Annotated in this window: 22 protein-coding genes and 1 pseudogene; all 23 read right to left on the reverse strand. The window is 63.9% G+C overall.

The genetic code is table 11. The features are described 5' to 3' along the window. Positions 1-48 precede the first annotated feature (48 nt). Positions 49-1,071 (reverse strand): quinone-dependent dihydroorotate dehydrogenase, encoded by a 1,023-nt coding sequence (locus tag ACW5CM_RS09005; protein WP_457124804.1) that lies wholly within the window; start codon positions 1,069-1,071, stop codon positions 49-51. Between the two features lie 10 nt (positions 1,072-1,081). Further along, positions 1,082-1,558: a transcriptional regulator NrdR gene (gene nrdR, locus ACW5CM_RS09010; RefSeq protein ID WP_438255352.1), complete on the reverse strand. Its 477-nt coding sequence runs from the start codon at positions 1,556-1,558 to the stop codon at positions 1,082-1,084. A 19-nt stretch (positions 1,559-1,577) separates the two neighbouring features. Continuing rightward, the gene (hisD, locus tag ACW5CM_RS09015) at positions 1,578-2,891 is read right to left on the reverse strand and encodes a histidinol dehydrogenase (RefSeq protein WP_457124805.1); all 1,314 of its coding nucleotides are present in this window, start codon (positions 2,889-2,891) and stop codon (positions 1,578-1,580) included. Position 2,892: 1 nt separating this feature from the next. Further along, entirely contained in the window at positions 2,893-4,041 is a 1,149-nt protein-coding gene (locus ACW5CM_RS09020; RefSeq protein WP_457124806.1) for a hypothetical protein, read from the reverse strand. A gap of 106 nt (positions 4,042-4,147) precedes the next feature. Continuing rightward, positions 4,148-7,666, reverse strand: coding sequence for a DNA polymerase III subunit alpha (gene dnaE / locus ACW5CM_RS09025; RefSeq protein WP_457124807.1), 3,519 nt, complete (start codon positions 7,664-7,666; stop codon positions 4,148-4,150). A gap of 72 nt (positions 7,667-7,738) precedes the next feature. Continuing rightward, positions 7,739-8,125: pseudogene (locus ACW5CM_RS09030) on the reverse strand (GNAT family N-acetyltransferase); the annotation flags it as partial. A 170-nt stretch (positions 8,126-8,295) separates the two neighbouring features. Further along, positions 8,296-9,216: an RluA family pseudouridine synthase gene (locus tag ACW5CM_RS09035; protein ID WP_438255348.1), complete on the reverse strand. Its 921-nt coding sequence runs from the start codon at positions 9,214-9,216 to the stop codon at positions 8,296-8,298. Positions 9,217-9,218: 2 nt separating this feature from the next. Then, complete coding sequence (lspA, locus tag ACW5CM_RS09040; protein ID WP_438255347.1) at positions 9,219-9,833, reverse strand: signal peptidase II; 615 nt, start codon at positions 9,831-9,833, stop codon at positions 9,219-9,221. Between the two features lie 9 nt (positions 9,834-9,842). Beyond that, positions 9,843-10,478, reverse strand: a complete 636-nt coding sequence (locus ACW5CM_RS09045) for a DivIVA domain-containing protein (protein WP_438255346.1) — start codon at positions 10,476-10,478, stop codon at positions 9,843-9,845. Between the two features lie 159 nt (positions 10,479-10,637). After that, a complete protein-coding gene (locus ACW5CM_RS09050) occupies positions 10,638-10,943 on the reverse strand; it encodes a YggT family protein (RefSeq protein WP_438255345.1) in 306 nt (101 codons plus the stop codon). Between the two features lie 3 nt (positions 10,944-10,946). Beyond that, on the reverse strand, positions 10,947-11,423 hold the full coding sequence (locus ACW5CM_RS09055) for a cell division protein SepF (protein WP_438255344.1): 477 nt from the start codon (positions 11,421-11,423) through the stop codon (positions 10,947-10,949). 40 nt (positions 11,424-11,463) lie between these two features. Then, positions 11,464-12,150, reverse strand: coding sequence for a YggS family pyridoxal phosphate-dependent enzyme (locus ACW5CM_RS09060; protein ID WP_439254231.1), 687 nt, complete (start codon positions 12,148-12,150; stop codon positions 11,464-11,466). A gap of 27 nt (positions 12,151-12,177) precedes the next feature. After that, entirely contained in the window at positions 12,178-13,326 is a 1,149-nt protein-coding gene (ftsZ, locus tag ACW5CM_RS09065; protein ID WP_438255342.1) for a cell division protein FtsZ, read from the reverse strand. 165 nt (positions 13,327-13,491) lie between these two features. Beyond that, complete coding sequence (locus tag ACW5CM_RS09070) at positions 13,492-14,364, reverse strand: cell division protein FtsQ/DivIB (protein ID WP_457124808.1); 873 nt, start codon at positions 14,362-14,364, stop codon at positions 13,492-13,494. A 75-nt stretch (positions 14,365-14,439) separates the two neighbouring features. Beyond that, the gene (gene murC, locus ACW5CM_RS09075; protein WP_457124809.1) at positions 14,440-15,840 is read right to left on the reverse strand and encodes a UDP-N-acetylmuramate--L-alanine ligase; all 1,401 of its coding nucleotides are present in this window, start codon (positions 15,838-15,840) and stop codon (positions 14,440-14,442) included. 71 nt (positions 15,841-15,911) lie between these two features. Continuing rightward, on the reverse strand, positions 15,912-16,985 hold the full coding sequence (locus tag ACW5CM_RS09080; RefSeq protein WP_457124810.1) for a UDP-N-acetylglucosamine--N-acetylmuramyl-(pentapeptide) pyrophosphoryl-undecaprenol N-acetylglucosamine transferase: 1,074 nt from the start codon (positions 16,983-16,985) through the stop codon (positions 15,912-15,914). Continuing rightward, positions 16,982-18,160 carry a putative lipid II flippase FtsW gene (gene ftsW / locus ACW5CM_RS09085; RefSeq protein ID WP_438255338.1) on the reverse strand — a complete coding sequence of 393 codons (1,179 nt, stop codon included), beginning with the start codon at positions 18,158-18,160 and terminating at the stop codon, positions 16,982-16,984. The genes ACW5CM_RS09080 and ftsW overlap by 4 nt, the downstream gene beginning before the upstream one ends. Beyond that, positions 18,129-19,658 (reverse strand): UDP-N-acetylmuramoyl-L-alanine--D-glutamate ligase, encoded by a 1,530-nt coding sequence (gene murD, locus ACW5CM_RS09090; RefSeq protein WP_457124811.1) that lies wholly within the window; start codon positions 19,656-19,658, stop codon positions 18,129-18,131. The genes ftsW and murD overlap by 32 nt, the downstream gene beginning before the upstream one ends. Beyond that, complete coding sequence (mraY, locus tag ACW5CM_RS09095; RefSeq protein WP_438255336.1) at positions 19,655-20,770, reverse strand: phospho-N-acetylmuramoyl-pentapeptide-transferase; 1,116 nt, start codon at positions 20,768-20,770, stop codon at positions 19,655-19,657. The genes murD and mraY overlap by 4 nt, the downstream gene beginning before the upstream one ends. Further along, complete coding sequence (locus tag ACW5CM_RS09100) at positions 20,767-22,179, reverse strand: UDP-N-acetylmuramoyl-tripeptide--D-alanyl-D-alanine ligase (protein ID WP_457124812.1); 1,413 nt, start codon at positions 22,177-22,179, stop codon at positions 20,767-20,769. The genes mraY and ACW5CM_RS09100 overlap by 4 nt, the downstream gene beginning before the upstream one ends. A gap of 28 nt (positions 22,180-22,207) precedes the next feature. Next, positions 22,208-23,989: a peptidoglycan D,D-transpeptidase FtsI family protein gene (locus ACW5CM_RS09105; RefSeq protein WP_438255334.1), complete on the reverse strand. Its 1,782-nt coding sequence runs from the start codon at positions 23,987-23,989 to the stop codon at positions 22,208-22,210. 20 nt (positions 23,990-24,009) lie between these two features. Further along, positions 24,010-24,582: a cell division protein FtsL gene (locus ACW5CM_RS09110; protein ID WP_438255333.1), complete on the reverse strand. Its 573-nt coding sequence runs from the start codon at positions 24,580-24,582 to the stop codon at positions 24,010-24,012. Next, positions 24,579-25,517 (reverse strand): 16S rRNA (cytosine(1402)-N(4))-methyltransferase RsmH, encoded by a 939-nt coding sequence (rsmH, locus tag ACW5CM_RS09115; RefSeq protein ID WP_438255332.1) that lies wholly within the window; start codon positions 25,515-25,517, stop codon positions 24,579-24,581. Before rsmH ends, ACW5CM_RS09110 begins: the two co-directional genes overlap by 4 nt. Between the last annotated feature and the right edge of the window lie 20 nt (positions 25,518-25,537).

Here is a 25,537-nt window from a genome sequence, read left to right on the forward strand (position 1 = left end):
ACTCGAGCCACGGGCGCCCACTCGCAATTTAGGTGTGTGCTGGGGGCGCTACGGGCGGCGGAGCGCGCGGTTGATCTGGCGCGCCCAGAGCGGGCCGCGGTACAGGAACGCTGTGTAGCCCTGCACCAGGGTGGCGCCAGCATCCAATCGTGCTTGCACGTCGGATGCCGTCTCCACTCCCCCGACGGAGATCACGCAGAAGCTCTCCGGAACCGCCGCGCGCACGATCCGCAGAACATCCATCGAACGCTCGCGCAGCGGCGCGCCGGACAGACCACCGGCTCCAGCAGCTTCAACGACAGCGGCATCCGTCGTGAGTCCTTCGCGACTGATCGTGGTGTTGTGGGCGATGATCCCGTCCAGGCCCTCGCTGACGGCGAGCTGCGCGATCGCAGTGATCTCCTCATCCGGCAGGTCCGGAGCGATCTTCACCAGGAGCGGTGTTGAGCCAGCGGCATCCTTCACGGCGCGCAGCAGCGGCGCGAGGGTCTCGACCGCTTGCAATCCGCGGAGCCCGGGGGTGTTCGGTGAGGAGACGTTCACCGCAAGGTAGTCGGCCAATCCGGCGAGCTTCTTCGCACTCGCGACATAGTCGGCGGTGGCGTTTTCGACCTCGACCACCCGGCTCTTGCCGATGTTGACACCGATGATCGTCTTCGGCCGACGGCGGCGGAGCTTCTCCAGCCGGCGTGCCGCAGCATCCGCGCCATCGTTATTGAAGCCCATCCGATTGATGACAGCACGGTCCGCGACGAGACGGAACAGACGAGGTTTCGGGTTGCCCTCCTGAGGGATGGCGGTGACCGTCCCAATCTCGACGTGTCCGAATCCGAGTGCGGCCAGGCCGCGCACGCCCACGGCGTTCTTGTCGAAGCCTGCTGCGACACCGAACGGCGAATCGAAGGTCAGTCCGAGCGCTGAAACCTGCTGATCCGGGCTGGGCGCGGCGATCGCCCTGGTGATCCAGGAGAACGGCGGAACGCCGAGCACACGGACCACCGCCATGCCGGCGTGGTGGGCGAACTCGGGATCGAAGCGCGAGAGAACAGCGCGAAAAAGCAGCGGATACATCCCTGCCAGATTACCGCTCGGCCGGGTCTGCTCCTGCCGCAACATGATCCGAGCGCAGGTCACTGATCGCGCTTTCGAAATCTTCCAACGAATCGAACGCCTGGTACACGCTGGCAAAACGCAGGTAAGCAACCTCATCCAAGTCGCGAAGCGGCCCGAGGATCGACAGGCCAATCTCGTTGGCATCCAACTGCGAGACACCTGTCTGACGCACGGCCTCCTCAACCCGCTGCGCGAGAACGGCGAGATCAGCCTCGGTTACCGGACGCCCCTGGCAGGCCTTGCGCACACCCGAGATGACCTTTTCCCGACTGAATGGCTCCATCACACCCGAACGCTTGATCACGTTGAGGCTGGCCGTCTCGGTCGTTGTGAAGCGTCCACCGCATTCCGGACACTGCCGTCGACGACGGATGGAAAGCCCGTCGTCGCTCGTGCGTGAATCGATCACACGGGAATCGGAATGACGACAGAACGGGCAGTGCATGGTGTTACAGCGTAGTCGCTCAGGCCGTCGGCTCGGGGAAGCGCGCCTCGACGGCATCACCGTGTGCAGGAAGCGCTTCGGCGTTCGCCAGTGCGACGACGTCCGCGCGTGCCCGGGCGAGAGCCTCGTGGTTGTATTCGATGACCTGCTGCGGACGCAGGAACGTGTATGCGCCGAGACCCGCTGCATAGCGCGCCTGTCCCCCGGTGGGCAGCACGTGATTGCTGCCGGCCATGTAGTCGCCGAGGCTGACCGGTGTCTGGTCGCCGACGAAGATGGCGCCGGCGCTCGTGAACGCGGATGCCGCGTCCGCCGCATCCGCGAGGTGAAGCTCGAGGTGCTCTGGTGCATATGCGTTGCTGAAGGCGGTCGCCATCGCACGGTCATCGACCAGGACGATGGCCGACTGCGGTCCGCCGAGGGCAGCAGCGACCCGGTCGCGGTGGGCAGTGGATGCTGCCAGCTTCGCCACCGCGGTGGACGCACGCTCTGCAAGCTCCGTGGAGTCGGTGACGAGAACGGCTGATGCCTGCTCGTCGTGCTCGGCCTGGCTGATGAGGTCAGCGGCGATGAGCGTCGCATCTGCCGCCTGGTCTGCAACGATCAGGATCTCGGTGGCACCCGCTTCAGAATCGGTGCCGACGACTCCGGCGACGGCGCGCTTCGCGGAGGCGACGTAGTTGTTTCCGGGTCCGGAGACCACGTCGACGGGATCGAGGCCGAGGCTTGCGACGCCGTAGGCGAAAGCGCCGATCGCGCCGGCCCCACCGATGGCGTAGATCTCATCGATGCCAAGTAGCGCTGCCGCGGCAAGGATTGTCGGGTGCACGCGTCCACCGTGCTGGGCCTGGGGCGGCGATGCGAGCGCGATCGATGACACACCAGCGACCTGCGCGGGCACGACGTTCATGACGACGCTGGATGCCAGAGCCGCCTTACCGCCGGGAATGTACACGCCGGCGCGGTGGATCGGCTGCCAGCGCTGCAGAATTCGCGCTCCGGGACCGATATCGGTCGTCTGCGGCGCAGGAACCTGGGCGAGAGAGCCCCGTTGCACTCGTTCGATCGCATTCTCCAGAGCGGTGCGAACAGCGGGATCGACGGATGCCATCGCCTCGGCGATGTGCTCTGCGGGAACCCGGATCGCGTGGTCGGTCACCTTGTCGAAGCGTGCAGCCTGATCGCGCAGAGCGCTCTCGCCATGAGCGCGAACGTCCTCGACGATCTGTGTCGCGGTCTGCAGTGCTTCTGCCCGGGCCTGTGCGGCGCGTGGAACCGCGGCGAGCATATCCGCTGGCGAGAGCTGCTGCCCTCGGAGATCAATGGTGCGCACTTCAGCCCTTCGTGATGTCGTTGATGTCGTGCAGGTAGCCGACGCGGCCGTCATCGTGGCGGACGACGTAGGTCTCACCGCGATCTTCCAACACCAGAGCCCAGGCTTCCGGACCGATCTGGAACAGCGTCTGGCCCTGCTCGTCGACGATCTCACGCGCGTCCGGCGCGAGCGCCCAGAACGGCTGACCGGCGGAAACGGCCTGAGTAGCGGCAGCCGACTGCTCGTGCGCTGCCGCATCGGCTGTGGCCTCGACATCCTCATCCACGATGGAATCGACGCTGCTCACCGGCTCGGAAACGTCATGCTCGAAGCTCTCCGGCTCCGGTTCGAAAATTTCCGCGTCCGTAAAAGCGTCGCTATCAGCGTCCCTATCGGCGTCATTGCCGCGGGCGGACCGTGCATACCCCGGTACATAGTCGTCGTCGATAGCGGTCGTCATGCCGAGCGCACCGCCGGACGCATGCGAGGTCAGCGGCACGCTGTTCAGCAGATCCAGTGGCTCCGCACCGCCCGTTTCCGACGCTTCCGGCGCATCCGACGCATCCGACTGAGGTGATCCGTCAAGAACAGCAGCTTCCGGGCGCGGTCGGGCGATCACGGGTCGCGCGGGGTTCGCGTTGCGATGAGCGAGTGTGACCAACCGGCCTTGAAAGTCCTCACGCAGTCCGGGGATGAACGGTGCGAACACGGTCAGCGCCACCAGGGCAAGCGCGCCGATGAACTGCACGATCATCACCCAGCTCAACAGGAAGTAGCCCTGAACCGCCATCGCGGCGATCGACTCCCAGATTGTGCTGGCCCAGTACACCGCCGCGACGGAGAAGGCGACCGACGCGAACTGATCGATTCCGAGCGAGCCGACGCGTCGGATGCCCTCAGGCGAGAACCGGCGCAGCACGATCAAGAAGACCGCAACAGTGGGCAGCCCGATCGGCAGAATCCAGGAAATCCCCCGCATCCAGATCGAAGTTCCGCTGATCTGTGCGTACAGCGGGAAGAACGATGTCACGAAAATGACCAGCCAGACGGCAACGATGAGCAGCTCGCGAAGAGTGAAACCGAGTATGCCGTGCTCGGGAGTCACTTCCTCGTCGTAGAAGACACCGTCATCCTCAGTGACAGGATCGTCCGAGAATTCCGTACTCATCAAGCGAAGTCCTTTCGATTTGGCACGCACCTGATCCTGTGCGTCCAACGCGTCACGATATTACCCGCTGTGGTCGAACAGCGCCGCTGAGGGACGCGAGACGACGTCATCCGAGACAGGTCGGCCCGAGCAGTGACTTGAGATCCCCGAACAGGTCAGCGGAGACCTTCACGGGCATCGGAACGTCGAACACCTTGGCCGTCTGCCCCCGATGCACGCGCAGCACAACCTCGGTGTCGCCGCTATGACGGCGGAGCACTTCAGCCAGTTCGTGCATGACACGCTCTGTAGCGCGTTGCTCTGCGAGAACGAGCGACAGCGGCCCCGACGCGTCAAAGGAGCCGATGTCGGGAGTGAATGCTGATTGTCCGTGCAGGTTCAATCCATCGTCACGGCGTGAGATGCGACCGCGCACCGCCAAGATGGCATCCTGCTGCAGCGTGTGCTGGTACTCGGTGTACGTCTTACCCATGAACATCACGGTGACCTCACCGTTGAAGTCCTCGACGGTGATCATGCCGTAGGGATTTCCGCTGGCCTTCGCCACGCGATGCTGCACGCTGGTCACGAGGCCGGCCACGGTGACCTGATCGCCGTCTTGCAGGTCTTCGGACGCGAGCAGATTGTGGATCGAGATCGACGCGTGCTTGGCGAGCGGCACTTCCAGCCCGGCGAGCGGATGATCCGACACGTACAGACCGAGCATCTCTCGTTCGAAGGCGAGCTTGTCCTTCTTGATCCATTCCGGGCGCTCCGGGACCTTCGCCGGGACGGCTTCTTCGACCGCCTCGTACAAGCTGTCGAAGTCGAAACCGATGGCGCCCTGCGCCTCATTGCGTTTCTGATCGACGGCCGCTTCGGTGGCATCCTCATGGATTTCCATCAGGGCACGGCGGGTGTCTCCCATGGAGTCGAAGGCTCCGGCCTTGATCAACGACTCAACGGTGCGCTTGTTGGAGACGTGCAGCGGCACCTTCTTCAGGAAGTCGTGGAAAGAATCGAAGTTCTCCTTCTTGCGCGACTCGACGATGCCGTCGACGACGTTGCTGCCGACGTTGCGGACCGCACCGAGGCCGAAGCGGATGTCTTCCCCGACGGCTGCGAAGAAATTGATCGACTCTCGGACATCCGGCGGCAGAACCCGGATCCCCATGCGTCGGCACTCATTGAGGTAGATCGCCATCTTGTCTTTGGAATCACCGACGCTGGTCAGCAGCGCTGCCATGTACTCGGCGGGATAGTGCGCCTTGAGATACGCGGTCCAATACGAGACGAGCCCGTATGCGGCGGAGTGCGCCTTGTTGAACGCGTAGTCGGAGAAAGGCAGCAGGATGTCCCACAGCGACTTGATCGCGGCGTCACCGAATCCGCGCTCTTTCATACCGCCGGCAAAGCCCTCGTACTGCTTGTCAAGCTCGGACTTCTTCTTCTTACCCATCGCCCGACGCAGAATATCGGCCTGTCCCAGGCTGAAGCCGGCGACCTTCTGCGCGATGGCCATCACCTGCTCCTGGTAGATGATCAGACCGTAGGAGGTGTCGAGGATGTCTTTCAGCGGCTCTTCGAGCTCGGGATGAATCGGGGTGATCGGCTGCAGCCCGTTCTTGCGCAGCGCATAGTTCGTGTGCGAGTTCGCACCCATGGGGCCGGGTCGGTACAGCGCGATGACAGCCGAGATGTCTTCGAAGTTGTCGGGCTTCATCAGTCGCAGCAGGGAGCGCATCGGCCCACCGTCGAGCTGGAACACACCGAGGGTGTCTCCCCGCGAGAGCAGATCGTACGCCGGACGATCTTCAAGCTCGAGGTGCTCGAGATCGACGTCCTCACCGCGGTTCATGCGGATGTTGTCGAGGGCATCCGAGATGATCGTGAGGTTTCTGAGTCCCAGGAAGTCCATCTTGATCAGGCCGAGCGACTCGCATGACGGGTAGTCGAACTGCGTGACGATCTGACCGTCCTGCTCACGGCGCATGATCGGGATGATGTCGAGCAGCGGTTCGCTCGACATGATCACACCAGCCGCGTGCACCCCCCACTGGCGTTTCAGCCCCTCCAGGCCGATGGCGCGATCGAAGACGGTTTTCGCCTCCGGGTCAGTCTCGATCAGCGCGCGGAACTCGCTTGCTTCTTTGTAACGCGGATGCTTCGGGTCGAACATGCCGTCCAGCGGCATGTCCTTGCCCATCACCGGTGGCGGCATCGCCTTGGTCAGACGCTCGCCCATGCTGAAGGGGAAGCCCAGCACGCGTCCGGCATCCTTCAATGCCTGCTTGGACTTGATCGTGCCGTACGTGACGATCTGTGCGACACGCTCGTCACCGTACTTCTCGGTGACATAGTCGATGACTTCGCCGCGGCGCCGATCATCGAAGTCGACGTCGAAGTCAGGCATCGACACACGGTCAGGGTTGAGGAATCGCTCGAAGATCAGGCCGTGCTCGAGCGGGTCGAGATCGGTGATCTTCATCGCATAGGCGACCATGGATCCGGCACCGGAACCACGCCCGGGTCCGACGCGGATGCCGTTGTCCTTGGCCCAGTTGATGAAGTCGGCAACGACGAGGAAGTAGCCGGGGAAACCCATCTGCAGGATGATGTCGGTTTCGTATTCGGCTTGCTTGCGCACCTTGTCCGGGATGCCGCCGGGGTACCGGTAGTGCAGGCCCGCTTCGACCTCTTTGACCAACCAGCTGTCTTCGCTCTCGCCCTCCGGGACGGGGAAACGCGGCATGTAGTTGGCCGAGGTGTTGAACTCAACCTCGCAACGCTCTGCGATCAGCAGCGTGTTATCGCACGCTTCGGGGTGGTCGCGGAAGAGCTGGCGCATCTCCTGCGCAGTCTTGATGTAGTAGCCGTCGCCATCGAATTTGAAGCGGTTCGGGTTATCCAGCGTCGAACCGGACTGCACGCACAGGAGAGCCGCGTGAGCGTCAGCCTCGTGCTGGTGCGTGTAGTGCGAGTCGTTCGTGCCCACCAGCGGGATGCCGAGATCTTTCGAGATCTTCAGCAGATCGGTGATGACGCGACGTTCGATGTCGAGGCCGTGATCCATGATCTCGGCGAAGTAGTTCTCTTTACCGAAGATGTCTTGGAACTCTGCGGCCGCGGCCCGTGCCGCGTCGTACTGGCCCAGGCGCAGCCGCGTCTGGATTTCGCCCGACGGGCATCCCGTCGTCGCGATGAGACCCTTCCCGTAGGTCTGCAGCAGCTCCCGGTCCATTCGAGGCTTGAAGTACTGCCCCTCGAGGCTCGACAACGAGCTGAGCCGGAAGAGGTTGTGCATACCCTCGGTGCTCTGGCTCCACATCGTCATGTGGGTATATGCACCGGAACCAGAGACGTCATCGCGCTTCTGCTCGGGAGCACCCCAGGCGACTCGCGTCCTATCGCCGCGGTGCGTTCCGGGCGTCACATAGGCCTCGAGGCCGATGATCGGCTTCACGCCGGCGTTTTTGGCCGCGTTGTAGAACTCGAAGGCTGCGAAGGTGTTGCCATGATCGGTGACAGCGATGGCCGGCATGCCGTAATCGGCCGCCGCCTGAGTCATCAATCCGATCTTTGCGGCGCCGTCCAGCATCGAGTATTCGCTGTGCACGTGCAGGTGAACGAAGGAGTCGGATGCCACGTGTTCGAGTCTACGTCGGGGCACAGACGTCGGCACTTTGATATGGGTCCGGAGATCACCCGAGCTCGTCGGTCACGCCGATAACGCCGCTTTCTTCCGCGGCTTCGACAGGTCCAGTCTCATCACGACGCGAGGAAAACCGTTGAGCACCGAACTCGTCTCCGCAGCCTGAACGAATCCCGCTTTCTCGAACAGCAATTTGGTACCGACGTACATCATCGTCAAGTCGACTCGCTCGCCCGCGTTGTCGACTGGGTACCCCTCCACAGCCGGCGCGCCACGCTCCTTCGCATATGCCGCCCCGCCCTCGATCAGCGCGTGCATGATCCTCTGCTTGCGGTAGCCCGGGCGCACCCGAAAGCACCACAGCGACCAGACATCGAGGTCATCCACATGCGGAATCAGACGATTTCTGGCGAAGCTCGTGTCCCGACGCGGACGGACAGCTGCCCAGCCCACATCCGGTGTGTGGCATCCTCTCACTGGTCGTGTCACAGAAGATACGCGTGCTTGCAGCCCGCACCCGCCACAAGTGAGACACGGCTCAGCGGCGTGTCTCAGGAATCGCGGCACACGGCGTGTGGACGCGCCACTTCTGTGACACCAAGACGTGCGGATGCCGCACCGAGTCAGTCCCCGCGCAGGATCTCCAAGGCGTGCTCGAAGTCGGCGGGATACGGCGACTCGAATGAGACCCACTCCCCCGTTGCCGGGTGCGTGAAGGCGAGCCTATGGGCATGCAGCCACTGCCGAGTCAGCCCCAGCTTCGCGGCGATCGTCGGATCGGCGCCGTAGAGCGGGTCGCCGACGCATGGATGCCGGTGAGCGGCCATGTGCACGCGGATCTGGTGCGTGCGGCCGGTCTCCAGGTGGATCTCGAGCAGCGAGGCACCGGGGAACGCCTCAAGCGTCTCGTAGTGCGTGACCGAGTCCTTGCCGTCGGGAATCACGGCGAACTTCCACGAGTGATTCGGATGCCGTCCGATCGGTGCATCGATGGTCCCTGCCAGAGGATCCGGATGCCCCTGCACAACGGCATGGTAGATCTTCTCGACCGTGCGCTCCTTGAAGGCGCGTTTGAGCACGGTGTACGCGGACTCGGTTTTCGCAACGACCATCAGTCCGCTGGTTCCGACATCGAGTCGGTGCACGATCCCGGCCCGCTCGGCAGCCCCGCTGGTAGCGATGCGGAAGCCCGCACCTGCCAGGGCGCCGAGCACAGTCGGCCCCTCCCATCCCACGGAGGGGTGCGCGGCAACGCCCGAGGGCTTGTCGATCACGACAATGTCGTCGTCATCGTGGATGATTCCGAGCTCCGGCACGACGACCGGGATGATCTTTGGGTCCTCTTTGGGACGCCACTCGACGCTCAGCCATCCGCCGGCACGCAGCCGATCGGATTTGCCGAGCGTCACGCCGTCCAGACTCACGCCTCCGGCCTCAGCCACCTCAGCGGCAAAGGTACGGGAAAAGCCCAGCATCTTGGCCAGCGCGGCGTCGACGCGAGCCCCTTCCAACCCATCCGGGACGGGAAGCGAGCGAGTCTCCATACTCAGGCGTCCTTCTCGACGGCCTTGGCATCGGTTTCGGCAGAGGTTCCCGTGACCGCTTCAGCTTCAGCTTCAGCTTCAGCTTCAGCAGATACAACCGGGTCGTCCTTCTCGCGCGTGCCATCCAGACGGAGTCCCAGTACGACCAGGAGCGCGACGGCGATCATGCCGCACACGATGAAGATGTCTGCGACATTGAAGATCGCCGGCATCATCCATGGCATAGAGATCATGTCCACGACATGACCGACTCCGAAACCCGGGTCCCGAAACAGCCGATCGGTGAGGTTGCCGAGTACACCGCCGAGCAGGCAGCCGAGAACCACAGCCCATAGCCGGGAATTGAGGCTGAACGCCTTCCAGATGATGATCGCTGAGACAACAGCGAGAGCGATCGTGAAGATCCAGGTGACTTCGCTGCCCAAGGAGAAAGCCGCTCCGGGATTTCTCACGTAGTACAGCTGAAGGAACTCACCCAGCACCGGAACCGCTTCATGCAGCGGCAGATGCTCAACGGTGAGGTACTTCACAAACTGATCGGCGGCCAGCACCACAATCGCGAGAATCGCGACGATGATACCGGCCGCCGGTCGACTGATCAGGCGACGTCCTGACAATGCGACGACCTACAGGCCGATCGCGGAGACCGGCGTCGAGTCCGTCGAAGTCGCCTTCTCGTCAAGGTCACGCAGCTGGCCCTCGATGTAACCGCGCAGCTGGGTGCGGTAGTCGCGCTCGAAGTTGCGCAGCTCGGTGATGCGAGCTTCCAGCGTGTTGCGCTCGCGCTCCAGGCGTGCTGCCTCTTCGCGCTGCTTCACCTGTGCTTCGCTCTGGATGCGGTCGACCTCGGTCTGGGCCTCGGAGATCAGCTGGCTCTTCTTCGCCTCACCCTCGGCAACGTGCTCGTCGTGCAGACGCTGTGCGAGCTCGATGATGCCGGCGGTCGCGGTCGTGGAGCCTGCGGCCTCGACTGGGGCTGCAACGGCAACGGGCTGCGGAGCGGCGGCGGGAGCCGGAACCTCGTCGACGACGGCGGGCTTCTCTTCAGCCGGAGCGGGAGCCGCAGCAGCAACAGGAGCCGGGGTCTCACCGGATTCGTATGCGGCCAGCTTCGTCTTCAGCTCGGCGTTCTCTTCGAGTGCCTTGCGCCACTCGACGACGATCTCGTCGAGGAAGTCGTCAACCTCATCCGGGTCAAAGCCGTCCTTGAATCGGACGTGCTGGAACTGCTTGGTGACGACGTCATCCGGGGTCAGTGCCATTTTCTCGGCTCCTCTTTCGATGAGTTCTGTAGCCAGTGACTGAAAGCATGGCTCGGTATTGATTCGGCGCGTACCCGGGGCGCGCACCTGGGTGCAAGCATAGTCCCCGCTCGGCGAGCACGCGATGTGAGAAATCACATCGCGTGCTCGAGCGGCCAACTACACGCGGATGAAAGCTTGCACGACCGACATCAGAATCAGCACGGCAAGCATGGTGAGGGTGAACCCGAAATCCAGTGACAGCGTTCCGATGCGCAACGGAGGAATGAAGCGTCGGAATAGCTTGATCGGCGGATCGGTGACCGTGTACACGAGCTCTGCGGCGATGAGGCCGCCGCCCTTGGGCCGCCATTCGCGGTTGAACAGCGGGATGTAATCAAGGATCAGCCGTGCGAACAGAACGAAGATGTAGATCAGCAGGATCAGATGAACGATCGATGCGATCCCAGAGACCAGCGCGGTCACGGCTTAGGACTGATCAAAGCCCGCAGAATCTGGATCTGCGTGGGCGATGCCGCCGTGTCCCGAAACAGCAATGTTCTCCGGCGAGAGCAGGAAGACCTTGCTGGTGACCCGCTCGATGCGTCCGTACAGACCCAGCGAAAGACCGCTCGCGAAGTCGATCAGACGGCGTGCGTCAGCGTCGCTCATCTGAGACAGGTTGATGATCACCGGAACGCCTTCGCGGAAGTTCTCAGCGATCAACTGAGCATCGCGGTACTGCTTAGGGTGCACCGTGAGGATCTCGTTGACTGTTCCGGCCGTGGGCTGGCGCACGGCGACCGGGCGACGCAGTGGAGTCACAGGCGCGGGCGCCGACTCTTCCTGGTCACGGTCACGCTCACGCTGTGCGCGCGCGGGGGCCGGAGCAAGCTCTTCCTCGTAGGCCTCTTCCTCATCGGCGAGGCCCAGGTACACCATGGTCTTCTTCAGCGGGTTTCCCATCGTGTCCTCCATATTTGGCGTGGGCTGATCTGTTTCGAGGTTAACCCCGGTCGGGCCGGGGTCCGGTTATTGCCGAGCCGATCCGCAGGTGTGTCGCACCGGCTGCGATCGCCTCCGCGAAGTCGGCAGTCATGCCGGCAGAAATCCAGGCGGCTTCTGGCTCGATTGCTCGAATGCTGTCGGAAATACCGCGCAGGCGCGCAAAGGCGGATGCCGGTGCCTCATCAAGCGGCGCAACGGCCATCACGCCCCGCAACCGCAGCGACGGCAACGTCAGGATGTGCTCCGCCAAGGACTCGGCCTCAGCGGGCACCACGCCCCCGCGTCCGGCGTCATCGGTGAGATTGATCTGAACGAGCACGTCGAGCAGGTCGTCGCTCTCTGCGGCACGGTGCAGCGCGTCTGCCAGCTTGATCCGGTCGACAGAATGCACGACAGCGGCGCTGCGACGAATCGCCGCGGCCTTCTTCGTCTGCGCCTGGCCGACGAAGTGCCAGCGCAGGTCATCCAAGGCCGAGTCAAGGGCCGAGTGCTTAGCGGAAAGCTCCTGCTGCCGGTTCTCTCCGACATCCCGAACGCCCAGGTCGTAAAGAGCGCTCACCAGTTCGACGGGATGGAACTTCGTCACCACGATGCGGGTGATTTCACCAGCATCCCGCCCTGCCGAGCGCGCGGCGTCCGCGATCTGCGAATCGATCGCGGACAACCGCGCAGCAAGGTCAGTCAAAATAATCGGGCCTGTCTTCGCCGGGGTTTACTTGAGGAACTCAGGGATGTCGATGTCGTCGTCGCTGAATGCCGGCTCGAGGCTGGTCGAACCAAGTCGCGGCGCAGGCTGGGCAGGCTCGCGCTGTGCGGCCGGTGCATCCGCTGCGGTGTTCTCAGACAGCTTTACCTCGGGCAGCGAGGCCGACTCCGGGCGAGAGACGACCATCGGGTCGAGGCGCACCGAGGGTGAACCTCCGTCGAACCCGGCGGCGATGACGGTGACACGCACCTCGTCGCCCAGAGTGTCGTCGATGACCGTACCGAAGATGATGTTCGCCTCGGGGTGCGCAGCTTCCTTCACAAGATCTGCAGCATCGTGGATCTCGAAGATACCGAGGTTGGAACCACCCTGGATCGAGAGCAGCACGCCGTGCGCGCCTTCGATCGACGCTTCGAGCAAGGGCGATTCGACAGCGAGCTCCGCAGCCTTGATGGCCCGATCGGCGCCGCGGGCGGAACCGATACCCATGAGCGCGGAACCCGCGCCCTGCATGACCGACTTGACGTCGGCGAAGTCGAGGTTGATCAGACCCGGGGTCGTGATGAGGTCGGTGATGCCCTGGACACCGGCGAGGAGAACCTGGTCGGCGGTGGCGAAAGCCTCGATCATCGAGATGCCGCGGTCGCTGATCTCCAGCAGACGGTCGTTCGGCACGACGATGAGTGTGTCGACCTCTTCTTTCAGCTTGGCGACGCCAGCCTCAGCCTGGCTCTGGCGGCGGCGACCTTCGAAGGAGAACGGCTTTGTGACGACACCGATGGTCAGCGCGCCGATCGACTTCGCAATGCGGGCGACGACCGGGGCCCCACCTGTACCCGTTCCACCACCCTCACCGGCGGTGACGAACACCATGTCGGCACCGGTCAGCGCCTGCTCGATCTCTTCCGCGTGATCCTCGGCTGCGCGACGTCCAACCTCGGGGTCGGCACCAGCGCCGAGTCCACGGGTCAGTTCACGCCCCACGTCGAGCTTGACGTCGGCATCGCTCATCAGCAGCGCCTGCGCGTCAGTGTTGACCGCGATGAACTCGACCCCACGCAGGCCGAGATCGATCATGCGGTTCACGGCGTTGACGCCGCCACCGCCGACGCCGACGACCTTGATCACGGCGAGGTAGTTCTGGTTCTGGCTCATGGCCGGCCTCCGTTGTGTTGAGCCTGGAAAGAATGTGAACCTTAAACCTCAACTAGAGGTGTAAAGTATTTCCCGGTATTGCGTTCTCATCACTGACGGTATGCGCACTGACGCCGCGCGCGCGCACCAACACGGGCGTGTCGTGTGTTTCGAGATGAAACACGCTCAACCGACGACGGGAACCAGGTACGACGACACATCGACAGTGCGCGCATCCGGTCGTGGAATGAGCACTCGGCTCAGAGTTTCGGCCTTCATGACCGAGTCATCAGCGCTCCCCCAGACCACCGAGAGCCCCGTCGACAGCTTCAGCGAGACGTCATCGAGGGTGCTGGCGGAGACCTCCGTCACCGTTGCCCGGATATCCGCGGGCAACGACCTGATCACAAGTCCGACAGATTCGAAGGCGTCCGATTCTGTCCCCCCGACAACGTTCAGCACGGGTTGCCCGGCCGGGGCATCCGGTGTCGTCGACAATGCGACTCCCGCTGCGTCCACCAGGGTGTACCCGGCATCCGAGGCGACCACGCCGATCGGCGTGCGCTCGACGATCCGCAGGGTGAGATCGTTCGGGGGGTGCGCCTCGAGCGCATACGTCTCGATCAGCGGAAAGGCGATCAGCGCCGATTTAACGTCATTCTCGTCGACCAGCGCCAGCGGTGTGCCGAGCTGGTCAGCCAGAGCCGCCTCGATCACCATCGGGTCCAGAGCGGATGCTCCGACCACGGTGATCTTACGCACCGCGAATAGCGGACTGTACGCGGCGGCGGCTGTCCCACCGATCAGAATCAGCACCGCCGCCAGCGCGCCCAACCAGATGAGCCGACGACGGCGAGAGCGCTGCGTGAAGCGGCGGATCTCCGCGCGCAGTGTCTTGCGACGCGCGCGAGCGGCACGCCACACATCGCGAACCGTGAGTGTCTCGTCCTCCGGAGGCGCATCCGGTTCAGGAAGCGTCGCAGAACTCTCTGACGCGGCCGAAGTAGTCGAAGTCTCGGCCTCGATGTCAGCCGGCCCCTCACGAGTGAAGCGCGCCAACCGAGACGGTTGAACCGGGGCTGGCTGTTCCTCCCGCTCAGGCGCTCTCGGAAGCGGTGCCGGACGACGCATCGCTCAGTCCTCGGCGGTCTTTCGCAGCGATTCGAGCACCTGCGGAATGATCAGGTAGACGTTTCCGCAGCCGAGGGTGATCACGTAGTCGCCCTCTTGAGCCACGGTCGCGGTGTAGTCCGCGGCCTCTTGCCAATCGGTCACGTAGTGCACGTGGTCAGGATCGGAGAAAGCGCCGCTGACCAGTTCGCCGGTGACACCGGGAACCGGATCTTCCCGGGCACCGTAGACATCGAGCATGACCGTGTGGTCTGCATAGGTCTCGAGCACTTCGGCGAACTCGCGGTACATGTGCTGCGTGCGCGAGTACGTGTGCGGCTGCTGGATAGCGATCAGCCGGCCGGCGCCCACGACGCTGCGTGCGGCTTCGAGCGCAACTTTCACTTCAGTGGGGTGATGCGCGTAATCGTCGAAGACGCTGACCCCGCGCTCGACGCCATGCAGCTCGAAGCGTCGCACGGTACCGGCGAAGCCCTCGACCGCACGAACCGCGTCCGCCAGGCCGTACCCCAGCGTCAGCAGCACGGCGACAGCCCCCGCGGCATTGATCGCATTGTGCTCGCCCGGCATCGCCAGTTGCATGCGCGCGCTCTGGCCCGCGTGGACGAGAGTCGCAGCGATAGGCCCTGCCGTGGACACCTCGATCAGACGCACAGCGGCATCCTCGGCTTTACCGAAGGTGATGACGTTTTTGTGCGCGAGACCCGCTTTCACTCGGAGAGCGCCCGGGTCATCGCTCGAGATCACAACGGCCTCGCTCGCGGCATCCGCAAAGCGAATGAAGGCGTCGTGAAAAGCTTCATCCGAACCGAAGTGATCAAGGTGATCAGGGTCGACGTTCGTGATCAGCGCGATCGCAGTGTCGTACAGCAGGAACGTGCCGTCGGACTCATCCGCTTCGACGATGAACAGTTCATCCGCGCCCGAGGCGCTCGAAGCGCCCAGCTGCTCGATGACGCCGCCGTTGACAAAGTTCGGGTCGGCGCCAAGTTCCTGCAGAGCCGTGACGAGCATGCCCGTCGACGACGTCTTACCGTGCGCACCGGCCACCGATACCAGGCGTCGTCCACCGATCAACCAGTGCAGCGCCTGCGAGCGGTGGATGACGTGCAGTCCACGCTCTTTAGCGGTGACGAACTCCGGGTTCTCCGGCCAGATCGCGCCGGTGTGCACGACAGTATCGGCATCACCGAGGTGGGCGGCATCGTGTCCGACGTGCACGATCGCACCGGCCGCAGCGAGAGCGCGCAGGCTATCGCTGTCTGAGCGATCGGAACCGGAAACCCGGATGCCAGCGTCGAGGAACATCTTCGCGAGTCCGCTCATGCCCGATCCACCGATCCCGATGAAGTGGGCGGCGGTGATGGACTCCGGAATCGGAAGGGAAAGGTCAGGTCTGATCATGTCCCGTCCATCCTAATTCGCTGCCCTGACAGTGACCTCTGGCCACGCCGCCCCAGTCACGTGTGTGCTGTTCAGGCGCCGAGTGCCCGATCGATCATCGCAATGACATTCTCAGTGCCGTTGCGGGTACCGACGTTCTTCGCAGCATTCGTCATTCGCGCCCGACGCTCGGCATCGGCCAGCAGCGGGATCACCTGCGCACGCACGGCGTCACCGGTGAAGTCCGCATCGTCGATGACGATCGCCGCACCCGCATCGATGCTCGAGGCCGCGTTGAGTCGTTGTTCACCGTTACCGACGGCGTACGGCACGTACACCGCGGGCATGCCGAGCGCGCTGATCTCGCTGACCGTCGCCGCCCCAGAGCGCGACACGATGAGGTCTGCCATGGCAAATGCGAGATCCATCCGATCGACGTAGCGACGCAGTGCGTAGCCTGGCACCTCCGGATCGACGAGGTCGCTTCGCTCCCCCGTCACATGCAGCAGCTGCCAACCGGCAGCGAGCACATCGCCCCAGGAATCAGCCACGGCCTCGTTGAGGTGCAGTGCGCCCAACGACCCGCCGAAGACCAGCAGCACGGGGCGTGTGGCATCCAGCCCAAAGTGCTCTGCCGCCTCGGCACACAGTGCGTCGCGATCCAAATTCACGATTTCACGACGCAACGGCATTCCCACAACCTCGCTGCCCTTCAGCGCAGTGCCGGCGAATGCAACACCGACGCCAGCGGCCGAACGGGCACCCAGCACGTTCGCCAGGCCAGGCTTCGCGTTGGCCTCGTGCACGACGAACGGCACATTCTCGCGTTTCGCGGCGACGTATGCCGGTGCCGAGGCATACCCTCCGAAGCCGATGACGACGTCGATGCTGTGCGCACGAATGTGTGCTCGCACCTGCGCGATGGCCGTGCGGAATCGTCCGAGAAACGCCAGGGCCTGCTTGTTCGGTCGGCGCGGGAACGGCACCTTGTCCACGATGAGCAGTTCGTAGCCCCGTTCGGGTACGAGGCGCGCTTCCAGGCCCTCCTTCGTGCCGAGCACGAGGATGTCGGCCTGGGCGTCGCGCTCACGAAGCCCGTCGGCGACGGCGAGCAGCGGGTTGACATGGCCGGCGGTGCCACCGCCGGCGAGAAGGTACGAAGTCACTTGGTGACCCTATCCCGCTCTGATGCGGGAATCGTGCGAGCGAATGCCAGCAGCACTCCACAGGCCAGCAGCACGGACAACAGCGCCGTGCCACCCTGCGACATGAACGGCAACGGCACCCCGAGCACGGGGAAGATGCCGATCACGACACCGATGTTGATGAGCGCCTGACCGAGGATCCAGACGGTGATGCCGCCGGCGGCAACACGGATGAACGGGTCGGGGGTCTTCCGCATGATGTGGAACGCACCAACAGCGAAGAAGGTGAACAGTGCCAGCACCACGATGCATCCGATGAGCCCGAGCTCCTCACCGACGATCGCGAAGATGAAGTCGTTGGCCGCCGCGGGCAGCCAACCGTACTTCTCCTGCGAGTTGCCCAGGCCCAGGCCGAAGACCCCACCCTTCGCCATGCCCCATACGGCATGGATCGACTGGTAGCAGTCGTCTTCGTAATTGGCCATGTCCGAGCAGACCATCGTGATGCGACGCATCCGGTCCGGGCTGACGACGGCAAGTGCGATGATGCCGACCACGCCCAGTAAGACCGGGAGGATGAACAGGCGCAGTTTGACGCCGGCGAAGAACAAGCATCCCAGCAGGATTGCCACGAGAACCATCACGGTTCCGAGGTCACGTCCTGCCATCACGGTGGCGATCGCGAGCAGTCCGACCGGGATGACCGGGATGAACACGTGCCGCCAGATACCGAGAAGTGTGCGCTTGCGCAGCAGTACGTAAGCGATCCACAGCGCGAGGGCGAGTTTGAGGAATTCCGAGGGCTGCATGGAGACGACGCCGAGGTCGATCCAGTTGCGGTTTCCGGCGTCTTCGATGCCCAGTGGCGTGAACACCAGAAGCTGCAGCAGCGTCGCCCCGATCAGCGCCGGCCAGGCCAGTTTCTTCAGGAATGCGATCGGAATACGGCTGACCAAGAACATCAGCGGGATGCCGACAGCGGCGAACATCGCCTGCTTGAGGGCGGTATCCATGGATCCGGATTCGGTGGCGCTGGTCGCCGAGATCACCATGATGATGCCGAACGCCGTGAGAAGCAGCGCGGTGGATGCGATCAGAAGGAACTCGCTGGAGGGCGGCGTGAAAATCCGCCCGAGTGAGACGCGTGCCGCGAGTCCCTGAGATTCAGTGCGCGGTGGGCGAGCTGTCTGCGTCATCCGCGCTCCCCCGCTCGATCCACGTGCGCACCGCATCGGCGAAGCGGTGGCCACGATCCGCGTAGCTGGTGAACTGGTCGAAGGATGCCGCGGCAGGAGCCAGTAACACTGTGCCCCCGTCGGTGACGATCCCTGCGGCAAGTTCCACCACACGAGTCATGACGTCTTCAGTCTCACCAGTGACGACCTCGATCACCGGGACTGCGGGCGCGTGTCGCTCGAATGCCGCGACCACCTCGGTGCGTTCGGCTCCGATGACCAGCGCCGCTCGCGCGATCCGCCCGGCATCCGCGACCAGTTCCGACAGGTCGACGCCCTTCAGATCTCCCCCAACAATCCACACCGCTCCGGGATACGCGCGCAGCGACGAGGCGGCGGCATGGGGGTTGGTGGCCTTGGAATCGTCGACCCAGGTGATGCCCTGATGACGGGCGATGACCTGAATACGGTGCTCGTCGAGGCGGAATGCCTGCAGCGCGCTGCGAATCGCCTCCGGCGTCGTTCCGAGAGAGCGGGCGAGAGCGGTGGCTGCGAGGATGTTCTGCACGATGTGCGGGGCGGACAGACCCGCGTTCTCGAGGTCGGCAAGCGTGGTGATCTCCAGCGCGCTGTTGCGACGGTCATCGAGGAACGCGCGGTCGGCAAGAATACCGTCGACGACGCCGAGGTCGCTGGGCCCGGGCACGCCGAGATCGAAGCCGATGGCTCGGGCGCCCTCCGTGACATCTGCTTCCTCGACCATGTGCTGCGTTGCCGCGTCGGCCTTGTTGTACACGCAGACGACTCGCGTGTTGCGGTAGACGATGGCCTTTGCCGCGCGGTAGGCCTCGGCGCTGCCGTGCCAGACGAGGTGATCGTCAGCGAGGTTCAGACAAACCGACGCGTAGGGAACCAGCTCCCCTGCCGCGCTGCTCTGTGCGATGTACCAGAGCTGGTGGCTGGAGAGTTCGACGACCAGCACATCGAAGCCGGCAGGATCACGCACAGCATCCAATACTGGAATTCCGATGTTGCCGCAGGGCGCAGCACGCAGTCCGCCTGCGACAAGCAGCGACGCCGTCAGCTGTGTCGTCGTCGTCTTGCCATTGGTGCCGGTGATGAGCACCCAATCCGCCGGAGTGCCGTCTGCGCGCACGACCTTATCGCGCACGCGCCAGGCAAGTTCCACGTCACCCCAGAGGGCGATGCCGGATTCCTGCACCCAGCGGATTACCGGATGCGACGGCGAGAACCCCGGGGATGCGACGACGACATCAGCACCGAACTCGCGAAGCACTTCAGGAACCTCACTGAGCGGTCCGAGTTCCAGTTGCGCACCGATGACCGGGACGAGTCGTTCGTACTCGTCCGAGGCTGATTCGGAGAGCACCAGCACGTCAGCGCCGAGCTCGGTGAGGGTGTCGGCCGCGGAGAAGCCGGTCACCGACAATCCGAGCACTACAACCCGCAGACCCTTCCAGTCGGCGTGCCAACTGGTCAGAGCATCCAATCTGGTCATGCCAGCGTGAGCCATTCGACATAGAACAACCCGACCGCTGACACAGCAAGAAGGCCGGCGATGATCCACAACCTGACGACGATGGTCACCTCTGGCCAACCGCGCATCTCGAGGTGGTGGTGGAACGGGCTCATCAGGAACAGCCGTTTGCCGCGAGTGATCTTGAAGTAGGCACGCTGCAGGATCACCGATCCGGACGACAGCACGAAAACGCCGGCGATCACGAGCAGCAGCAGTTCGGTGCGGGTGAGGATCGCCATCGCGGTGATGACGCCACCGATGGCCATCGAGCCGACGTCGCCCATGAAGACCTTCGCCTTGGGCGCATTCCACCAGAGGAATCCGATCAGGCCGGCCGCGAACGAAGCAGCGATGATCGCGAGGTTGAAGGGGTCGCGCACTTGATAACAGGCCGCGAGAACATCATCTTCGGCACCAGCGCCGGTGCCGATGCAGGACTGCTTGAACTGCCAGAAGGCGATGAGGCTGTAGGCACCGACGACGAACACACCGGCTCCGGCGGCGAGACCGTCCAGGCCGTCGGTGAGGTTCACGCTGTTCGATGTTGCGATGCCGATCACGGCGATCCAGATCAGATAGAGGATCCAGCCGATGATGACGCCGAAGCTGAAGAGGTTCAGCCACGGGATGTCACGGAACAGCGACACATGGCTGCTCGCAGGGGTCTGCCCCCATTGGTTCTTGAAGTTCAACGCGACGATGCCGAAGGGAATCATCACGATCAGCTGGCCGATGACCTTCCGCCAGCCGGACAGCCCGAGGCTGCGCTGCGACTTCACTTTCATATAGTCGTCGATGAACCCGACGACACCGAAGCCGACCATGAGCCAGATGACAAGAATCGCGGACAGTGCCGGGGTGCTGCCACCGACGTAGACGCCGACGAAGTAGCCGACGATCGTGCCCATGATGAAGATCACACCGCCCATCGTGGGGGTGCCGCGCTTGGCCTCATGACTCGGGTTCGCGATGTCTTCCGGGGTGCGGATGACCTGCCCCCAGCCCCAGCGGCGGAACAGCCGCAAGAAGACCGGGGTGAGGAAAAGGGTGAAGGCGAGCGATATCGCCGCTGCCATCAGGAGTGATCTCACGAGAACAATTCTCCCAGACGATCGCCGAGATGCCTGAGGCCCACGGAATTGGATGATTTGACGAGCACGCGATCGCCGTCGCGCAGCTCTGTGCTGAGGTAGTCGAAGGCTGCGTCCTGGTCGGGCAGATGCACAGCCTCGCTGTCCCACGATCCCTCGCCGACGGCGGCGAGATAGAGCCGTCGTGCCTCAGAACCGACCACGACGATGCGGCGAATGTTCAACCGCACGGCGAGCAGACCAATCCGGTCGTGCTCCTCCCCTGCGCTCTCGCCCAGCTCGCTCATCGCACCGAGAACAGCGACGGTGCGCTCGTCTGGCCCGGTGATCTGTGCGAGCGTGCGCAGAGCGGCAGCGGTCGAGTCCGGGCTGGCGTTGTACGCATCGTTGATGATGCGCACCCGGTCGTTACCCATCGGCTGCATCCGCCAACGCTCAGCGATCTCAACCGTTTCGAGTCGCGCGATGGCATCCGCTGTCGAGACGCCGAGCACGCCGGCTGCGGCAATTGCCGCCACCGCGTTACTGATGTGGTGCGCACCGAGAACTTTCAATCGAAGTGGCAGTGACTCACCGGCCGCAGTGATCACTGCACTCGTGCCGTCGGCGGTGACGTGAATATCGCTCGCGCGCACGTCAGCGGAGTCGTTCTGTCCGAAGCCGACGACGCGCTGGCCGTGAGCGATCGCGATCTCGCGCATGGCGGACACGCGTGAGTCGTCGATGTTCAGCACGGCGACGCCGCTGGGCCGGGAGGCCGTGATCAGTTCGGATTTGGCCTGGGCTGTTGCCTCGATGCCGCCGAAGCCGCCGGCGTGCGCCATCCCGACCATCAGGATGACAGCGACATCGGGCTCGACCAGGCCGGCGAGGCGGGCGATGCTGCCGGGTTCGGCCGCGCCGAACTCGCTGACGAGGAACCGTGTCGTCTCAGTGACCCGCAGCATCGTGACGGGCGCGCCGACCTCGTTGTTGTATGAGGCGATGGGCGCGATCGTCTCTCCCTCATCGCTGAGGATGCGCGCGAGGAAGTTCTTCGTCGTCGTCTTGCCGTTGGACCCGGTGATGCCGATGATCTTCATGTCACCGGATTCGCGAACCCGGGCGACGACGGCACGCGCGAGGTCGGCCAGGGCCGCCACGGCATCCGGAACGATGATCTGTGAGATGTCGGCGACGACGGCGTGCTCCACGAGCGCGAGGACCGCGCCGTTGGCAGCGGCGGCCTCGACGAAACGGTGTCCGTCGGTCTCAGCGCCCGGCTTGGCTACAAAGATGCCGCCTGCGGTCATCTTCCGAGAATCGGTATCGACGACGCCGCTGGCCACTGCCTGTGCGGTATCAGCGTCGATGGTGCGCAGTTCGCCGCCGGTGATGGCAGCGATCTCGGCAAACGACAGGGCGATCATGACATCTCCATGCGCGGCTTCACGCCGGCTACTTGAACTTGGGAAGCAGTTCGTCCATCGGTTCCGTGGACGGTGAGACGCGGTAGGTCTTCAGGACCTGGGTCATCGCCTTCTGGAAGCCGGCCGCCGTCGCTGCTGATGAAGTAATTCTAGTCGGCTCGTCGAGCGTGACGATCACGACGTACTCAGGATCGTCCACCGGAGCGAAGCCGACCATACTCGTGAAGTAGATGCCCGACTTGTAATCGCCGTGCCCGTCGGGAACCTCCGCCGTACCGGTCTTGATGCCGATGCGATAGCCGGGAACCTCGACCCGTTCAGCGAGGCCGCCCTGCACCGCGACGTTCTCGATCATCCGCGCGACCTTGTCGGCAGTGGCCTCCGAGACGATCTGTTCACGCTCAGGCGCCTCGGGCTTGACGACGGTGCCGTCAGGCAGCGTGCACGATTCGATGAGCGAGAGATCGATCTTCTCGCCGCCGTTGGCGATGGTCTGGTACACGCTGGCGACCTGCGGGGCAGTGACGGTGAAGTACTGACCGAACGTCGTCGTGTAGAGCGACTGACTGTCCCACTTCGAAACCGGATGCAGGCTGCCGCCCTCCTCGCGCGGAAAGTTGATCGTCTTCTCGCCGACGCCGAATTTCTGCAAATAGTCGTACCGGGTCTGGGGATCGACCATCGTGCCGAATTTCGACAGGGCGACGTTCGACGAGTCGATCAGGGCTCCAGCGAGTGTGTACTCGTAGGCGCCGTGCACGAACGCGTCGTTGACCATTGCACCGTTCGGGAAGGTCTCTCGACTCGACGCACTCACGGTGGTGCTGTCATCGACGGCGCCCTCCTCGATCAGGGTCGCCGCAGTCACCGCCTTGTAGGTCGAGCCGGGCTCGAACGTGCGTGTAAAGACCTTCGTTCCCCAGTCGTCGGGATTCGAGGCGTTCAGATCATTCGGGTCGAGCGAGGGCCACTCGGCCGCCGCCCGAATCTTTCCGGTCTTGACCTCGACGACCACGGCGGTGGCGGCTTTTGCCCCCTGAGCCTGTGCTTCCTCAGTCATCATCTGCTGCAGATACCACTGCAGATCGCTGTTGATCGTGAGCTGCACCGTGCCGCCGTCCTGCGCTTCGACGGTGCGTTCGCTGCCCGGAATGATCACTCCGGTTGTGCTGCGCAGATAGCTGTGCTCACCATCGGTCGGCGCGAGGCACGATGTTTCGAGTTGCTCGACTCCAGCCTGCCCCTGACCCGCGCTGTCGACGAAGCCGACCACGTTTCCGGCCACCGCGCCATTCGGGTAGACCCGGGTCTCCCGCGGAATCATGTCGAGATAAACGAGCCCGAGGTCGCGCAGTTCGAGATACTTCTCCGTGCTGAGTCCGTTCTTCAGCAGGTAGTACTGCGAGTGCGGGTCTGCCTCGAGATTGGCGGCCACGGCAGTGCGAAGCTCATCAGCATCCTGACCGATGATCTCCGCGATCTTGTCGGCGGCTTCATTCCAGGGCAGCTTCGGCGGGTTCTTCTCGTCCTCCTCGACCTCGACGATCAGGCTAGGACTGAGCTGCGCGTCATAGACCTTCATGCTCGAGGCCAGAGTAACGCCACTGGCGTCGACGATTGTTCCGCGATCGCCATACAGAGTCTTGGTGGTGCCGAGCTTGCCCACATGCAGGGAATCATCGACGTGCTCGGTCGCGCTCACGACCTGGATGTCAACCAAGCGCACAACGAATGCGGCCAGCACAGCCAGGATCACCGCGAGAGCGACGACAGTACGTCGGCGTGGGCCGCGCGTTGCTCGTGTCGTCATGTGGGTGTCTCCATGTCCGATCAGCGGGTCGATGGGCTCGGGAGCCCCTCGGTGATGGGCGGGGGAAGGTTCGGATCGACCGCGTCCACAGCCTCGTCAGTTGCAGGTACTTCTTCTGCGGCGGGCGGCGGCGCCGGCTGCTGCAGCAGGGCGTTGTGAACGGCCCCGTTGCCGCGCGGGTCTACGGTCGATTGGCTGCCGGCTCCGGTGTTCGACCCGAAGATCGTGGCGTCGCTCAGTCGCAGGTAGGAGGCAGAGCCGGTGACGACGAGGCCCAGTTCTGCAGCCTTGGTCGCTAACATCTGCGGAGAAGATATGCCGGCCAGATCATCGCTGAGGGCGCTGGATTGCAGGTTGAGTTCGCGTTCCTGCGCCTTCAGGTCTGCGAGCACGAACGAGTCCTGCGTGATCGCCAGTGACAAGCCGATCTGGCCGATGCCGATCGCTGCTGCTCCCGCGAGGGCGATCAGGGCGTAGGCGAGTTTGGGACGCCGCCGCGGGGCGGGTGCTGTGACCGGCTTGAGTCGGCGATCAGGACGCGTCGCGGGGGCCTGTGGTTCGGGCAGCAGCGCTGCCGCGGTCGCGCGACTCATGCTGCCTCCCTGATTCGTTCAGCGGCGCGCAAGCGCACCGGGATCGCGCGCGGGTTGCGTGCCTTCTCTTCATCGCTGGCGAGTTCTGCACCCTTGGTGATGGTCCGGAAACGCGGAGCATGCTCGGGGAGTTCCACGGGGAGCCCGGCCGGTGAAGTGGATGCGGATGCCGCGGCGAAGGCTTGCTTGATCAAGCGGTCCTCCAGCGACTGATAGCTCATCACGACGATGCGCCCACCGACGTCGAGGGCGTCCATCGCCGCGGGGATCGCATCGGCGAGAACGCTGAGCTCGGAGTTCACTTCGATGCGCAACGCCTGGAAGACCCGCTTGGCCGGGTGACCGGCTCGCTGCACTGCCGCGGGAGTGGCCTGCTGCAGCAGGTCGACCAGGTCCTGCGAACGGACGAAGGGATTCTCGTCCCGCGCCTGCACGATGAAGCGCGCGTAGCGTGCGGCGAGCTTTTCCTCGCCGTAGCGCTCGAAGATGCGCCGGAGGTTGCCCTCGCTGTATGTGGCGAGTACCTCAGCGGCAGTGACGCCCTTCGTCTGGTCCATACGCATGTCCAGCGGAGCATCCTTCGCATAGGCGAAGCCGCGCTCCGCCTCATCAAGCTGCAAGGAGGAGACGCCGAGATCCATGAGGATGCCCGACGCGCCATGCACGTGCAGCCCGATCTCGTCGTACACGGTGTGGACCAGCGTGATGCGGTCAGCGAACCGTTCCAGTCGCTGTCCGGCGATGCGCAGTGCGTCGGTGTCCCTGTCGAGGCCGATGAGCCGAATGTTGTCGAAACGCTCCAGCAGGGCTTCGGAGTGTCCGCCCATGCCGAGCGTGGCATCCACCAGCACTGCTCCGTCGTGCTGCAGCGCCGGGGCCAACAGCTCGATGCAGCGCTCGAGGAGAACCGGGGTATGTATGTCGCGAAGATTCATGATCTTTTCCGGTTGACCTT

Source organism: Microbacterium wangyouchuni (assembly GCF_054072595.1).